The organism is Blastococcus sp. HT6-30 (assembly GCF_039729015.1).
Lineage (GTDB): Bacteria > Actinomycetota > Actinomycetes > Mycobacteriales > Geodermatophilaceae > Blastococcus.
The window spans coordinates 916168-930151 of sequence record NZ_CP155792.1; the positions used below are offsets into that span (position 1 = coordinate 916168).

Sequence of the window (13984 nt, forward strand, 5' to 3'; positions counted from 1 at the left end):
AGTGAGCGGACACGCCGGTCGCGCGCCGCCGCACCCGAACGGGTGCCGCGGCGCCCGGCCGGTCAGCCCCCGACGGCCTCCCGCTCGCGCGCGGCGAGCTCACGCTTGAGCACCTTGCCGGCCGCCGACACCGGGATCGCATCGATGAACCGGACGTCGCGGAGCCGCTTGTACGGCGTCACCTTGCCGTTGACCGCCGCCATGACCGACTCGACGGTGAGGGCGGCGCCGTCGGCGTCGTCCTTGCGCACGACGTAGGCCACCGGCAGCTCGCCGGCCTCTGGATCGGGCCGCCCCACCACCGCCGCGCCACCGACGCCGGGGACGCCGAACAGGACCTCCTCCAGCTCGCGCGGGAACACGTTGTAGCCCTTGTAGAGCAGCATGTCCTTGGTGCGGTCGACGATCGCCAGGTAACCGTCCTCGTCGAGGATGCCCACGTCGCCGGAGTGGAACCAGCCGTCGACGTCGATGGCGTCGGCGGTGGCGTCGGGGCGGTGCGCGTACCCGCGCATCACCTGAGGTCCCCGGATGCACACCTCGCCGCGCTCACCGGGGGGCAGCGGGTCGCCGCCACCGATCGGCCGGATGCTGATCTCGGTGTCGAAGATCGGCACGCCGACCGTGCCCGGCTTGCGGGTGCCGGACCGGAAGGACGGGTTGCCGGTCGCCATCATCGTGACCTCGGTGAGCCCGTAGCCCTCGCCGATGGTGGCGTTGGGCATCAGCGCGCCCATCTTCTCGATCAGCGTGACCGGGAGCGGTGCGGCGCCGCTGCTGACCCCGCGCACGTGCGAGAGGTCGGCCTCGGCGAACCCGGGCACCTGCAGCAGGGCGACGAAGACCGGCGGGGCGCCGCCGATGGCGGTCACCTGGTGCCTGACCATGTCCTCGACGTACTGCACCGGGTCGAAGCGCATGTGGATGACGGTCATGGTGCCGCCCATGACCATGCCGTTGAGGTAGCCGATCGCGCCCATGGCGTGGAACCACGGCGTCAGGTTGATGATCCGCGCCTCCCCGAGCCGGGTGGGGCACTCGTCGGCACCCAGCACCTGCTCCAGGGTCACGTCACCGTGCTCGTCGAGCACCGGCACCGAGCCCGACGTCCAGCAGGCCGACTGCACCACGTTCGTCACGACCTGGCGGTGCGGCAGCTCCACGCCCTTGCTGACACCGGTCGTCCCGCCGGTGTAGGCCAGGTGTGCCAGGTCGGCGTGGACGTCGATGCCGGCGTCGAGGTGCCGGTCGGTGGGGTCGCCCGCGAGCAGCTCGGCGAGGTCGACGTCGGCGTCCTCCAATCCGTCGATCCGGGCGGCGAAGTCGAGGATGTGCGCCTCACCGGTGACGACGACGGTCTGCACCGGCGTCTGCACCAGCGCGCCCCGCACGAACGGCAGGACCTGGTCCCAGGTGATGAGCACCGTCGCGCCGGCGTCGCTGAGCTGGGCGGCGAGGTCGGCGGCCGGGAGCAGCGGGTTCGTGGGGGAGAAGGTGGCGCCGGACAGCAGGATGCCGTAGTAGATCGGGGGGTACTGGCGGCAGTTCGGGATGTGGACGGCGACGACGTCGCCCCGCCCGATGCCGTGGTCGGCCAGCCAGCCGGCGACGGCGTGCGCGCGGGCGCCCAGCTCGGTGAAGGTCAGCGGCACGTCGTGGTCGAGGAACGCCGTCCGGTCGCCCCAGCGACGCACGGCGGCGCGCAGGATCGATCCCACCGGCACCCGCGGGTAGTCCAGCGAGCGGGGCAGGCCGGGCGGCCAGCCGACCGTCGCGGTTGCCGGGGCGGACTGCACGGTGGTCATGCGTTTCCTCTCGTCGGTGACCTGGCACAGGGTGGCCCAGCTCACAGCCCGTGTCGAGGTCTCTGTGAGGATGTCGCCCATGAGCGACCAGCGCACCGCCCTCGTCCTGGGCGGCGGAGGCATCACCGGCATCGCGTGGGAGATCGGCGTGCTCGCCGGCCTGGCCGAGGCGGGGGTCGACCTCACCGATGCCGATCTGGTCGTCGGCACGTCGGCCGGCTCGGTGGTCGGGGCGCAGATCACCAGCGGGGCGCCGCTGGAGGAGATGTTCGCCCGCCAGCTCGAGCCGCCCACGCAGGAGAAGGTTGCCCGGATGACCCGCGGCAACCTCGCCCGGTACGCCTGGGCGATGCTCGTCAGCCGCGGCCGCGACGTCGAGTTCCGTCGTCGCGTGGGCACGCTGGCCCTGGCGGCGGAGAAGGCGGGGCTGACGCCCACCGAGGAGGAGCGGCTGGAGGTGATCGGCTCCCGGCTGGTCTCCCGCGAATGGCCCGACCGGCCGCTGACCGTGACCGCCGTCGACGCCGCCACCGGCGAGTTCCGCCCCTTCGACCGCGACTCGGGCGTGCCGCTGCTGCAGGCGGTGGCCGCCAGCTGCGCGGTGCCCGGCGTCTTCCCGCCGGTCACCATCGACGGTCGCCGGTACGTCGACGGCGGCATGCGCTCGGCGGCCAATGCGGACCTCGCGCAGGCGTACGACCGGCTGGTCGTCCTCGCGCCGATCCCGCGCGGCGTCGGGCCGATGGCCAGCGTCGACGCCCAGGTGAGCGGAATGCTGGCGCGGGTCGTCGTCGTCGCCCCGGACGAAGGTAGCCGGACGGCGATCGGCCGCAACGTCCTCGACCCCGCGGCCCGGGAACCCGCTGCGCGGGCCGGTCGCGCTCAGGCGGCGGCGGTCGCGCAGCGGGTCACCGAGGCATGGAACGACTGACCGGCCTTCGCGGGAGCGCTCAGCCGCGGCGCCACAGCCACAGGCCGACCCCGGCGAACCAGAAGGCCATCAGGTAGGTGACCGCCCAGCCCACCGGGGGGAGCGCCAGGCCGAGGGCGAACACCGCGCTGATGCCGACCAGCACCCGGGAGACCCGGGCGGTCCAGGCGGCGACCGCGACGGCGACGAGGAAGCCGATGCCCACCCAGGCGGCCATCGGGTGGGCCACGTTCATGAGCAGGAGGGCGAACTCCGCGCCGGTCGGCGTCACCCCGTCGCCGAAGGTCAGGGTGCCGACCGTCACCGCCGCGGCCGGAGCCGCCGTCGCCGCGGTCATCAGGAGCACGTGACCGGCGCCGAGCAGCGGCAGCAGCCGGACGGCGGCGCCGTCCCGCCCGCGGCCCAGGTGCACGGCCAGCAGCCCGGCGACGGCGGTGGCCAGCAGGGCATAGAGGCCCATGAGCACCGCGGCGAGCATCACGTCGGCGCCCGCCAGGGCGGACGCCGCCTCGGCGGGTGTGGCGGCGCCCCCCATCGGGTCACCGAAGGTGACGGCCGCAGCCGCGAACGCGAGCAGCGCGCCGACGCCGGCGAGCGCGGGCAGGGGGCTGCGCCGGCCGGTGGCGTGGGGCGCCGAGACGCCGGAGCTCGTGGTGGTGGTCATGTGTGTGTCCTCCTCGGGCCGGCGCGTCCTTCGCGCCGTGCGCCCTCCACGCAACCGCTGGGCCGGCCGCCGGTCGTCTGCCCTCCGGCCGAGATGCCGACGGTGTCCGCCCGGGCCAGATCTCCCGCACGGCGGATGCGGGATCGCCCGCGGGGTGGATCCGCACCGGTCCCCGCGGTCCTACGCTGCGGCCATGTCCGGACCGGGAGCCCGCTGGCGAGAGCTGCCGCTGTGGGTGCGCGACGGGGCGCTGGCCCTCGTGCTCACCCTCGCCGGCCAGGCCGAGCTGCTGCTCGCCGGCAGTGCGGTCGCGCGGCTGCCCCTGCAGATGGTGGCCTTCGCGGTGATGACCGGCAGCTTGGCGCTCCGCCGGTTGCGGCCGCTGACCGCGGCCGTGGCAGTCGCTGCGGGGCTGGCGTTCCAGACCCTCCTCGGCGACGCCCCGGCCGTCTCCGGCTTCGTCGCCGTCCTGGTGGTGACCTACTCGGTCGCCCAGTACGCGGACCGGCGGCGCGAAGCGCTGCTCGGTCTGCTCGCGGTGCTGGCCGCGATCGAGCTGTACGCGTTCGTCGGCGAGGACGTCATCGTCGCCGACGAGATCGGCAACGCAGCGATCCCGATCGTGGTGTGGGTCCTCGCCCGGCTCGCCCGGGAGCGCCTCGACCGGGCGGTGGCCGCCGAGCACGAGGTCATGGCGGCCCGGGAACGCGCCCGCGAGGTGGACCTCGCGCGGGCGTCGGCGCTGGCTGCGGAACGCCGGCGCATCGCCCGGGAGATGCACGACGTCGTCGGGCACGCGGTGACGTTGATGCTGCTGCACGCCGATGCCGCACAGGCGGGCCTCGGCGGGCGGGAGCCGGCAGCGGAGCGCGCGCTGGACGTCGTGCTCACCTCCGGGCGGGCGGCGCTGGAGGATCTGCGGCGGCTTCTCCGGGTGCTGCGCGACGACGGCGGTGGCGGGGCCGGGGACGGGCAGCCCGGTTCACTGGCCGAGGTCGAGGAGCTGGTGGCGGCGGCGCGGTCGGCCGGTCGGCCCGCCGGGCTCGCGGTGGACGGCTGCCCCCGCCCGCTGCCGGCAGCCGTCGAGGCGACCGCCTACCGAATCGTGCAGGAGTCGGTCACCAACGCGATCCGGCACGCGCCCGGCGCCCGGATCGACGTCCGGGTGCACTACACCGACCAGACCCTGGAGGTGGAGGTCGCCGACGACGGCGGTGTCGCGCCGACCCCGCCGACGGGCGCGGGCTTCGGGCTGGCCGGCATCCGCGAACGGGTCGCACTGTTCGACGGCCGCGTGGAGGCCGGCCCACGGGAGGACGGCCGGGGGTGGCGGACCCGCGCCGTGCTGCCGGTCCCCGCCGCGGAGCACGCGCCGGCATGACCGTCCGCATCCTGCTGGCCGACGACGAGGCGCTGGTCCGGACCGGGCTGCGGATGATCCTTGAGGCCGAGACCGACCTGGAGGTGGTGGGCGAGTCCGCCGACGGGGTCGAGGCGGTGACCCTGTGCCGGCAGCTGCGCCCGGACGTGGCGCTGGTCGACATCCGGATGCCGCGGCTGGACGGCATCCAGGCGGCCCGGCGGATCACCGCGGAGCCGGGGAACGGCACGGCCGTCGTCATGCTGACGACCTTCGACGCCGACGAGCACCTGGTCGAGGCGATCCAGGCCGGTGCCACCGGGTTCCTGCTCAAGTCCATGCCGCGCGAGCAGCTGGTCACCGCCGTCCGGTCGGCGGTGAACGGCGACTCGCTGCTGGCGCCCGCGCTGCTGCGCCGCCTGCTCGACGACTTCGTCGGCCGCGCCGGGACGCCGGCCGCCGCCCCCGGCCTCGTCCTGCTGACGCCGCGCGAGGAGGAGGTGCTCCGGCTGGTCGCGCGCGGCCTGTCCAACGCCGAGATCGCCGCCGCCCTCGTGCTCGGCGAGGGGACGGTGAAGACGCACGTCGCCCGGGTGCTGGCGAAGCTGGGCGTCCGGGACCGGGTGCAGGCGGTGGTGCTCGCCTACGAGTCCGGCCTGGTGCGCCCCGGCGGCGGGTGAGCGGCATCGGCTCCGCCTGGGCACATGACGCGCACGTGTTCCGGCGGCGCGCGAAGGTGGACCGGTCGCTGCTGGGCGAGGAGGCCGAACACCTCGACGCCGTCGCCCGGCTCGCGGTCGCCGGCGCCCTCGGCGCCTGACCGACCCGTCCAGGCGCTCCGGTACCGGAGCGCCGCCCGTTGACAGGAGGAAGACCACGGACCTCACCGAGCTCCGCTACGAGGTGGCCGACGGCGTCGCGACGGTGACGCTGCACCGGCCGGACAGGCTCAACGCGTTCACCCTGACGATGGCCGACGAGCTGGCCCGCGTGGCCGCGGCCGCGGACGCCGACGAGGACGTGCGGGTCGTCGTGGTGACCGGTTCCGGACGGGCCTTCTGCGCCGGCGCCGACCTGGGCGGCGGACCCGGCACGTTCGGTGGCCGGCGCACCCGCGAGCGACCGCCGGGCCCGCTGAGCGAGGACATCGCCGGCTTCCCGCGGGACGCAGGCGGCGTGGCCGCGCTGCCCTTCGCCGAGCTGCGCAAGCCGGTGATCGCCGCGGTGAACGGGCCGGCGGTCGGCATCGGGGCCACCCTCACGCTGCCCATGGACATCCGCATCGCGGCGAAGTCCGCCCGCTTCGGCTTCGTGTTCGGCCGGGTCGGGATCGTGCCCGAGGCGGCGTCGTCCTGGTTCCTGCCCCGGGTGGTCGGCATCAGCCAGGCGATGGAGTGGGTGGCCACCGGGCGGGTGTTCGACGCAGCGGAGGCGCTGCGCGGCCGGCTGGTCTCCCGCGTCGTCCCCGACGACGAGCTGCTCCCGGCGGCCTACGGGCTCGCCCACGAGATCGTCGAGAACACCAGCGCGGTCGCCGTCGGTGCCGCCCGGCAGCTGCTGTGGTCGATGCTCGGCGCGGCCTCGCCGTGGGACGCGCACCGCGCGGAGTCCCGGGCGCTGGTGGAGCTGGGGGACGGGCCCGACCCGGCGGAGGGCGTGGCCGCCTTCCTGGAGAAGCGGCCACCGCGTTTCCCTTCGAGGCTGCCCGACGGCGCTGTCGCCGGGGTGCCGCGCTGGCCCGCCCCGCCGGACGACGTCACCGGCTGACACCGTGGCGTCCGGCGGGGCCGGACGGGGTCAGGGCATGCGCGTGGGGTCGAGGTGGCGCAGCAGCGTCTCCCCGAAGTCCCGCATCGCCGCCACCTGCTCGGGGGAGAGCTGGTCGAACAGCTCCCGACGGACGCCCTCGACGTGGATGGGCGCCGCACCCTCCAGGGCGGCGAACCCCTCGTCGGTGAGCACGGCCAGCTGCCCGCGGCCGTCATCGGGGCACACCTGCCGGCGCACCCAGCCGCGCTCCTCCAGCCGGGACACCGCGTGCGAGAGCCGGCTGCGCGAGGACAGGCACCGGTCGGCGAGCTCACTCATCCGCATCCTCCGCTCCGGTTCCTCGGAGAGGGCGACAAGGATCTCGTAGTAGGCGTGCGAGATGCCGGTGCGGCGGGTGAGCTCCCGGTCGAGCCGGTCCTGCAGCAGCTGCGAGCTGTAGAGCCAGGCGCGCCATGCCTTCTGCTCCTCGGCGTCGAGCCAGCGGGGCTCACCCGTCGGGAGGGACTGCGGCGACACCGGTGCGGTCATGCGGACAGAATACTGGCGGAATAGTCAAACGCTCAACTACGCTACGGACGACGGCACGCCTGACCGCCCAGAACCACCAGGGAGACACCATGACCAGCAGCACCAGCGTCCAGATCCCCGGCTACGTCGCCGGCACGTGGGACATCGACGCCAGCCACTCCACCGTCGGCTTCTCCGTCCGTCACATGATGGTGAGCAAGGTCCGCGGGTACTTCCGCGAGTTCTCCGGCGAGATCGTCACCGCCGAGGACCCGGCGCAGTCCGTCGTCACCGCCACGGTGGACATGGACTCGATCGACACCCGCCAGGAGCAGCGCGACGCCCACATCAAGTCCGCTGACTTCTTCGACGTGGGCAACCACACCACGATGGACTTCCGCTCCACCGCCGTGACGACCGACGGCGCCGACTGGACCGTCGAGGGCGACCTCACCATCAAGGGCATCACCAAGCCCGTCGTCCTGGCGCTCGAGCTCAACGGCTTCGGCCCGGACGCCTACGGCGGCACCCGCGCCGGCTTCAGCGCCAAGACCGAGATCTCCCGCAAGGAGTACGGCGTCGACATCGACATGCCGATGGACGGCGGCGGCGTGGTCGTCGGCGACAAGATCACCGTCGAGCTCGAGATCGAGGCCGTGCTCCGCACCGCCTGATCTGGTCGAAGGTGTGCGCCGATGCGCAGTTCTGAGCCGAACTCTCGCTCGTCAGCGCACACCGTCGGGCGGTGAGCCCACCCAAGAGGACCCCGGACGGTTCACCGTCCGGGGTCCTCTGCGTCGGTCGGGGGCTATGCCGTCGCAGGGTTCAGCACTTGGAACAACACGTGGTCCTGCCAGCGCCCGGCGATCCGGAGGTAGTGCGGTGCCAGCCCGTACCGCTCGAACCCGTTGCGATCGAGCACCCGCTGGGACGCCGCGTTGTGCAGCAGTGTCCCGGCCTCCACCCGGTGCAGCCCCAGGTCGCCGAAGGCCAGGCGGAGCATCTCCCCGACGGCGGCGGTGGCCAGCCCGCGTCCGTTGCTCGCCGAGCGCACCCAGTAGCCGAGGCTGCACGACTGGAAGGCCCCGCGGACGACGTTGTTCAGCGTGATCCGCCCGACCACGTCGCCGGCGTCGTCGAGGACGACGTGTGGCAGCGAGAGGCCCAGCCGGTGCCGGTCCAGCGCCCGGTGGACGTCCTCGCGCTGGCCCTCGTCCGTGAACCAGCCCTCCTCGCGCAGCGGCTCCCACGGCGCGAGGAAGTCCCGGTCCGCGCGCGCGATCCGGGCCAGGGTCGGGGCGTCGTCGACGGTCAGCAGCCGGGTCCGCGAGGTCATGCGCTGACCCTGCCCCACCCCCGGCGCATCGACCGGGAGCCGTCCCCGCTGGGAGACTGGTCGGCATGTCGACGCCGTCCCTGTCCCGGATCCCCGCCTCGCTCCTGGTCGCCGTCGGGCTGGCTGCCGGCTTCGGCATCGCGCAGGGAACCGGCGTCCGGGCGCTCGGCGGCGCGGTGTTCGCCCTCTGCGGAGTCGGCGCGGCCTGGATCGCCGCCCGCCGGCGCGGGCCGGCCGTCACCGCCGGGCTCGCCGCCCTCTACGTCGGGGCGTTCGTGCTGGCCCACGTCCTGGCTCTCGGAGCCGGCTTCCCGGCCTGGTTCGCGGTGAGTCTGGTCACTGTCGCCGCGGCCGGGGCCACCTACGGGGTGGTCGACCGGCAGCGAGAAACGGTGTCCGCGCGCTGAGCACCTAGAGTGGAGGGAAGGTCGCGGCCTCGGAGGTCGTTGTCCTGATGCCCGCGCGCGTCCGCGCGGCGCGCCCCCGAGCTGCCCGAGGTGCCCTTCCGCATGCCCACCCGCAACGACCTGCGCAACGTGGCGATCGTCGCCCACGTCGACCACGGCAAGACCACCCTGGTCGACGCTCTCCTCCGCCAGGCCGGCGCACTCGGCCGCGCCAAGGGCGAGGGTACCGACAACGACTCCACGCAGGACCGCGTGATGGACTCGATGGATCTCGAGCGCGAGCGCGGCATCACCATCCTCGCCAAGAACACCGCCATCCGGCTGGCCGACTCCGACGGCAACCCCGTCGTCGTCAACATCGTCGACACCCCCGGCCACGCCGACTTCGGCGGTGAGGTCGAGCGCGGCCTGTCGATGGTCGACGGCGTCGTCCTGCTCGTCGACGCCTCCGAGGGTCCCCTGCCGCAGACCCGCTTCGTGCTGCGCAAGGCGCTGGCCAAGGGGATGCCGGTCATCCTCGCGGTGAACAAGACCGACCGCGGCGACGCCCGCATCGAAGAGGTCGTCGACGAGTGCTACGAGCTGTTCATGGAGCTCATGGAGGACGCCGGCCTGGACGCCGACGCCCTCGAGTTCCCGATCGTCTACTGCAACGGCCGCACCGGCCAGGCCTCGCTCAACCGCCCGGAGAACGGCACGGTCCCCGACAGCGACGACCTCGCGCCGCTGGTGAAGACGCTGCTGGACACCATCCCGCCGCCGTCCTACGACGCCGAGGAGCCGCTGCGCGCGCAGGTCACCAACCTCGACGCCTCACCGTTCCTCGGCCGGCTGGCGCTGCTGCGCATCCACTCCGGTGAGATGAAGCGGGGTCAGCAGGTGGCCTGGTGCAAGGTCGACGGCACCATCAAGAACGTCAAGATCACCGAGCTGCTGGTCACCGAGGGCCTGACCCGCACCCCGGCCGAGAGCGCCGGCCCGGGCGACCTCGTCGCCATCGCCGGTATCGAGGACATCATGATCGGCGACACCCTCGCCGACCCGAGCGACCCGCGCCCGCTCCCGCCGCTGACCGTCGACGAGCCGTCCATCTCGATCACCATCGGGATCAACACCTCGCCGCTGTCGGGCAAGTCGGGCAAGAAGCTCACCGCGCGCCTGATCAAGAACCGCCTCGACCAGGAGCTGGTCGGCAACGTGTCGGTGCGCATGCTGCCCACCGACCGCCCCGACACCTGGGAGATGCAGGGCCGTGGGGAGCTGGCGCTGGCCATCCTCGTCGAGCAGCTGCGCCGCGAGGAGTTCGAGCTCACCGTGGGTCGGCCGACCGTCGTCACCAAGATGATCGACGGCGCGCTGCACGAGCCGGTCGAGCGGGTCACCATCGACACCCCGGGCGAGTACGTCGGCACCCTCACCCAGGCCCTGGCCACCCGCCGGGCGCGCCTGGAGAACCTCGTGCACCACGACACCGGCTGGGCGCGGATGGAGTACATCGTCCCGTCCCGCGGCCTGATCGGGTTCCGCACCGAGTTCCTCACCGAGACCCGCGGCACCGGCGTCCTCAACCACAACCTCGAGGGGTACGAGCCGTGGCTGGGCGACATGCGTGCCCGCCCGACCGGCTCGCTGGTCGCCGACCGGTCCGGCGTCGCGACGACGTACTCGATGTTCTCGCTGCAGGAGCGCGGCCAGCTCATGGTGCAGCCGGGCACGGACGTCTACGAGGGCATGATCGTCGGTGAGAACTCCCGTCCGGACGACATGGACGTGAACATCACCAAGGAGAAGAAGCTCACCAACATGCGCAAGTCCACCTCCGAGGAGCTGGAGCGGCTCATCCCGCCGCGGATCCTCAACCTGGAGCAGGCGCTGGAGTTCTGCGCCGAGGACGAGTGCGTGGAGGTCACGCCGGGCAGCGTCCGCATCCGCAAGGTGGTGCTGGACCAGACCGAGCGCGGCAAGGCCAAGAACCGCAAGCCCAAGCCCGCCTGATCGCGAGCCGCCCCAGGAAGGCCCCGTCCGGTCCCCCGGTCGGGGCCTTCCTCGTGTCGGGACCGGCCCGGGCGCCGTGGTCGGTAGGTCACGAATCGTGAAGACCGGCCGTAACGGGGCGACCCGCCCGTCCCCGGCTCACCGGTGACCCCACGCGCCGCGTCCTAGGTTCGTGTCGGGGTCCTCTGTCCGGGCCCGCGGCGAGCGAGTGACGAGAGGCGGCCGAACGCTGATGACGACGATCACCCGCACGGTTCCGGCGACCGAGGGTTTCCGGGGTGGGATCGACGTCCGGGTGAGTCTGCGCGCCGATGCCGGATCGGGGGACTCGGCCTTCGACGGCGCCTGGTTCCCGCGCAGCCGCGACCTCGCGGTGGAGCTGCCCGAGCTGATCGCCGCCCTGGAGCGGCGCGGCGTCCGGGTGGAGCGGTTCACCTACGCCCTCGATGCGTGGCAGCCCGCGCCCCGCAAGCTCGAGGTGCAGGGCCGCACCGTCCGGGCCGGTGGCTTCCGCAGCATGGACCCGCAGGTGGTCTGTCTGACCTGGGCCGGCGGCAACCGCCGGGCCGACCTGCTGGTCGTCCCCCCGGAGACCGACGTGCTCACCGGCGCCCGGGCGCTGCGGCTGTGCACCCGCCGGGGCCTGCCGCCGTCGCCGCAGATGGTGCTGGCCGCGGCCCGCTCGACCCCGCTCCCGCAGGTCCCCGACCTGCCGGCCAGCCGGGCGGTCTGACGGAGGACCCCGCCTCGCAGGCTCAGGGCGTGGTCTGCCGGGAGGTCGCCGGCGGGGATGCCGAGGGGGTGGGCGTCGGTGCCCGGGGTGCTCGCCGCCCGCTGGGACGGTCCTCGGTCAGTCGCGCGGGGCGCTGGGGCGGCCGGCGCCCACGGGCTGGCCCTCGGCCGGGGCGGTGACGTCGGCGAGGACCTCGTGCTCGGAGACCTCGGCGACGGCGTCGGCGGACTCCACCGCCTGGTCCTTGCGGTACTGGCGGTAGGAGTGGACGACGGCCAGCACCCAGATCGCGGCGAGCACGGTGTAGACGGTGCCGCTCGTGACGTCGCCGGCGTCGACCCAGTCGCTGCGCAGCAGGGTGCGGACGTTGGTCAGCACGATCATGCCGCCCACCAGGGAGCCGAGCAGCCGCGGCGGGATGTGCCGCACCAGCCAGGCGGCGATCGGGGCGGCGATCAGGCCGCCGGCGAGCAGCCCGGCCACCCACAGCGGGTCGATGCCCTGCGAGCCCAGCGCCACCAGGAAGCCGAGGCTGGCCGCCAGCGCGACCAGGAACTCCGAGGTGTCGATCGAGCCGATGACCTTGCGCGGCTCCATCCGGCCGCTGGCCAGCAGCGCGGGCGTGCCCACCGGGCCCCAGCCGCCGCCGCCGGTGGCGTCGACGAACCCGGCCACCAGGCCGAGGGGGCCCAGGAAGCGCGCACGGACCGGCTTGCCGAGGTGGCGCCGGTCGATGCCGCGGAGGGTGAAGCGCACCAGGATGTACACCCCCAGCGACACCAGGATCAGCGACATCACCGGCGCGGCGATCTCCGTCGAGAGGCCGGACAGGAAGTGGGCGCCGGCGAAGGCCCCGACCGCACCGGGCACCCCGACCTTGGCGACCACCTTCCAGTCGACGTTGCCGAACTTCCAGTGCGAGAACCCGGACGCCAGCGTCGTCCCGATCTCCGCGAGGTGGATGGTCGCCGACGCCGCCGCGGGGTTCGTGCCGATGGCCAGCAGGAGCGTCGTCGAGGTGACGCCGTAGGCCATGCCGAGGCTGCCGTCGACGAGCTGGGCGCCCAGGCCCGCGAGGGCGAGCAGGATCAAGGTCTTCACGGGGGACGGACTCCGGTCTCACGGATGCCGCAGCAGGCGGCCTGACAGGGGGTCGAACGGGCGCCGGGCAATGGCGCAGCGGATCAGAACCCCGGACAGGCGGCGGTGCAGACGCGCAGCAGGTCGACGTGTCGCCGGCTCACGAGGAGGAGCGCCGTCGTCCGTGTCACGGCGATATGTCTACCAGATCGATGCACTTAGGCGTCAATCGGGTTCACTTGGTGGGACGACCGCCCCGGGGCCGGCGCGAGCCCACGATCAGCCGACCACCAGGTCGATGACGACCTAGGCGATCCCCGCGATCGCGGCGGCCGCGGGCAGCGTGACCACCCAGGCGGTGACGATGCTGCCGGCGACACCCCACCGGACCGCCGACAGCCGCCGGGTGGAACGACGCCCATGATCGACGTGGTGGTGATGTGCGTCGTCGGCACCGGGACGGCGAACACCGTCGCCGTCGTCACCATGACGCTGGAGGCGACCGTCTGCGCGGCGAAGCCACCGGCCGGGGTGAGCTGGATGATCCGCCGGCCCATGGTCCGCATGATGCGGAACCCGCCGGCGTAGGTGCCCGCGCTGATCGCGGCGGCGGCGGCGAGCACCACCCAGAACGGAACCTCGAAGTCGTCGATCTCCCCGGCCGTGTAGAGGGCGAGGGTGATGATGCCCATCGTCTCCTGGGCGTCCTGCATGCCGTGGCCGAGCGCCATCGTCGCGGAGCTGACGATCTGCGCCCGCCTGAAGCCGCGGTTGGCACGGGTGACGTGGGCGTTCCGGTAGGCCCACAGCAGCGCCAGCATGACGAGGTAGCCCAGGCCGGAGCCGACCAGCGGCGAGACGACCATCGGGACGATGACCTTCTCGAACACGCCCATCCACTGCACGGAGTGGGCGGCCGCGAGGGCGGCGCCGACGAGCCCGCCGATCAGCGCGTGCGACGACGAGGACGGCAGCCCGAACCACCAGGTGACGAGGTTCCAGGCGATCGCGCCGATCAGCGCGGCGAAGACGATCTCCAGGCCCTCGCCGCCCTCGGGCGGATCGACGATGCCGGCGCCGACGGTCTTGGCGACCTCGGTGGAGAGCAGGGCCCCGATCAGGTTCATCACCGCGGCCAGCGCCAGGGCCGCCCGGGGGGTCAGCGCCTTGGTGGACACCGCGACGGCGATCGCGTTGGCCGCGTCGTGGAAGCCGTTGGTGTAGTCGAACGCCAGGGCCACCAGGATGATGGCGGTCAGGGCCAGGAAGGCCGCGTCCATCAGCGGAGATCCATAGCAGCCTAGGACTCCTCGACGGCGATCGTCTCGACCACGTCGGCCACGTGCGCGAAGGCGTCGGCCGCCTCCTCGAGCTGGTCGGCGACCTCCGTGAGCTT

At 73.5% G+C, this 13984-nt stretch carries 14 protein-coding genes; 8 read left to right on the forward strand and 6 right to left on the reverse strand.

From position 1 onward, the window contains the following. Nucleotides 1-62 precede the first annotated feature (62 nt). Nucleotides 63-1805, reverse strand: coding sequence for an AMP-binding protein (locus ABC795_RS04405; RefSeq protein ID WP_347059693.1), 1743 nt, complete (start codon nt 1803-1805; stop codon nt 63-65). A gap of 79 nt (nt 1806-1884) precedes the next feature. Here ABC795_RS04405 and ABC795_RS04410 point away from each other — a divergent pair, with 79 nt between their 5' ends. Further along, nucleotides 1885-2736, forward strand: a complete 852-nt coding sequence (locus ABC795_RS04410) for a patatin-like phospholipase family protein (protein WP_347059694.1) — start codon at nt 1885-1887, stop codon at nt 2734-2736. 19 nt (nt 2737-2755) lie between these two features. On the opposite strand, the gene ABC795_RS04415 is transcribed toward ABC795_RS04410, so the two are convergent. Continuing rightward, a complete protein-coding gene (locus tag ABC795_RS04415; protein ID WP_347059695.1) occupies nt 2756-3400 on the reverse strand; it encodes a hypothetical protein in 645 nt (214 codons plus the stop codon). A gap of 193 nt (nt 3401-3593) precedes the next feature. On the opposite strand from ABC795_RS04415, the gene ABC795_RS04420 reads away from it, so the two are divergent. From ABC795_RS04420 to ABC795_RS04430, 3 genes are all read left to right on the forward strand, one after another. Next, nucleotides 3594-4781: a histidine kinase gene (locus ABC795_RS04420; RefSeq protein WP_347059696.1), complete on the forward strand. Its 1188-nt coding sequence runs from the start codon at nt 3594-3596 to the stop codon at nt 4779-4781. Next, nucleotides 4778-5440, forward strand: a complete 663-nt coding sequence (locus ABC795_RS04425) for a response regulator transcription factor (protein WP_347059697.1) — start codon at nt 4778-4780, stop codon at nt 5438-5440. The genes ABC795_RS04420 and ABC795_RS04425 overlap by 4 nt, the downstream gene beginning before the upstream one ends. A 136-nt stretch (nt 5441-5576) precedes the next feature. Beyond that, nucleotides 5577-6527 (forward strand): enoyl-CoA hydratase-related protein, encoded by a 951-nt coding sequence (locus ABC795_RS04430; protein ID WP_347060685.1) that lies wholly within the window; start codon nt 5577-5579, stop codon nt 6525-6527. Between the two features lie 30 nt (nt 6528-6557). Here the strand turns inward: ABC795_RS04430 and ABC795_RS04435 are convergent, their stop codons facing one another. Further along, a complete protein-coding gene (locus ABC795_RS04435) occupies nt 6558-7058 on the reverse strand; it encodes a MarR family transcriptional regulator (protein ID WP_347059698.1) in 501 nt (166 codons plus the stop codon). An 89-nt stretch (nt 7059-7147) separates the two neighbouring features. Between ABC795_RS04435 and ABC795_RS04440 the strand changes: the two genes are divergently transcribed. Continuing rightward, entirely contained in the window at nt 7148-7711 is a 564-nt protein-coding gene (locus ABC795_RS04440) for a YceI family protein (protein ID WP_347059699.1), read from the forward strand. Between the two features lie 134 nt (nt 7712-7845). Here ABC795_RS04440 and ABC795_RS04445 read toward each other — a convergent pair whose 3' ends face one another. Beyond that, entirely contained in the window at nt 7846-8373 is a 528-nt protein-coding gene (locus ABC795_RS04445) for a GNAT family N-acetyltransferase (protein WP_347059700.1), read from the reverse strand. Nucleotides 8374-8438: 65 nt separating this feature from the next. Here ABC795_RS04445 and ABC795_RS04450 point away from each other — a divergent pair, with 65 nt between their 5' ends. From ABC795_RS04450 to ABC795_RS04460, 3 genes are all read left to right on the forward strand, one after another. Further along, nucleotides 8439-8780: a hypothetical protein gene (locus ABC795_RS04450; protein WP_347059701.1), complete on the forward strand. Its 342-nt coding sequence runs from the start codon at nt 8439-8441 to the stop codon at nt 8778-8780. 102 nt (nt 8781-8882) lie between these two features. Beyond that, nucleotides 8883-10775, forward strand: a complete 1893-nt coding sequence (gene typA / locus ABC795_RS04455; RefSeq protein WP_347059702.1) for a translational GTPase TypA — start codon at nt 8883-8885, stop codon at nt 10773-10775. A 232-nt stretch (nt 10776-11007) separates the two neighbouring features. Beyond that, nucleotides 11008-11508 (forward strand): DUF5994 family protein, encoded by a 501-nt coding sequence (locus tag ABC795_RS04460; protein WP_347059703.1) that lies wholly within the window; start codon nt 11008-11010, stop codon nt 11506-11508. A 117-nt stretch (nt 11509-11625) separates the two neighbouring features. On the opposite strand, the gene ABC795_RS04465 is transcribed toward ABC795_RS04460, so the two are convergent. Together ABC795_RS04465 and ABC795_RS04470 are read right to left on the reverse strand one after the other, a co-directional pair. After that, complete coding sequence (locus tag ABC795_RS04465; protein WP_347059704.1) at nt 11626-12609, reverse strand: sulfite exporter TauE/SafE family protein; 984 nt, start codon at nt 12607-12609, stop codon at nt 11626-11628. Between the two features lie 197 nt (nt 12610-12806). Then, nucleotides 12807-13868 carry an inorganic phosphate transporter gene (locus ABC795_RS04470; protein WP_347059705.1) on the reverse strand — a complete coding sequence of 354 codons (1062 nt, stop codon included), beginning with the start codon at nt 13866-13868 and terminating at the stop codon, nt 12807-12809. Nucleotides 13869-13984: the final 116 nt, after the last annotated feature.

What these genes read in the sequence shown, in the direction of transcription:
- ABC795_RS04405 (WP_347059693.1), bottom strand. Translation starts at nt 1,805, where the DNA reads ATGACCACCGTGCAGTCCGCCCCGGCAACCGCGACGGTCGGCTGGCCG.
- ABC795_RS04410 (WP_347059694.1), top strand. Translation starts at nt 1,885, where the DNA reads ATGAGCGACCAGCGCACCGCCCTCGTCCTGGGCGGCGGAGGCATCACC.
- ABC795_RS04415 (WP_347059695.1), bottom strand. Translation starts at nt 3,400, where the DNA reads ATGACCACCACCACGAGCTCCGGCGTCTCGGCGCCCCACGCCACCGGC.
- ABC795_RS04420 (WP_347059696.1), top strand. Translation starts at nt 3,594, where the DNA reads ATGTCCGGACCGGGAGCCCGCTGGCGAGAGCTGCCGCTGTGGGTGCGC.
- ABC795_RS04425 (WP_347059697.1), top strand. Translation starts at nt 4,778, where the DNA reads ATGACCGTCCGCATCCTGCTGGCCGACGACGAGGCGCTGGTCCGGACC.
- ABC795_RS04435 (WP_347059698.1), bottom strand. Translation starts at nt 7,058, where the DNA reads ATGACCGCACCGGTGTCGCCGCAGTCCCTCCCGACGGGTGAGCCCCGC.
- ABC795_RS04440 (WP_347059699.1), top strand. Translation starts at nt 7,148, where the DNA reads ATGACCAGCAGCACCAGCGTCCAGATCCCCGGCTACGTCGCCGGCACG.
- ABC795_RS04445 (WP_347059700.1), bottom strand. Translation starts at nt 8,373, where the DNA reads ATGACCTCGCGGACCCGGCTGCTGACCGTCGACGACGCCCCGACCCTG.
- ABC795_RS04450 (WP_347059701.1), top strand. Translation starts at nt 8,439, where the DNA reads ATGTCGACGCCGTCCCTGTCCCGGATCCCCGCCTCGCTCCTGGTCGCC.
- typA (WP_347059702.1), top strand. Translation starts at nt 8,883, where the DNA reads ATGCCCACCCGCAACGACCTGCGCAACGTGGCGATCGTCGCCCACGTC.
- ABC795_RS04460 (WP_347059703.1), top strand. Translation starts at nt 11,008, where the DNA reads ATGACGACGATCACCCGCACGGTTCCGGCGACCGAGGGTTTCCGGGGT.
- ABC795_RS04470 (WP_347059705.1), bottom strand. Translation starts at nt 13,868, where the DNA reads ATGGACGCGGCCTTCCTGGCCCTGACCGCCATCATCCTGGTGGCCCTG.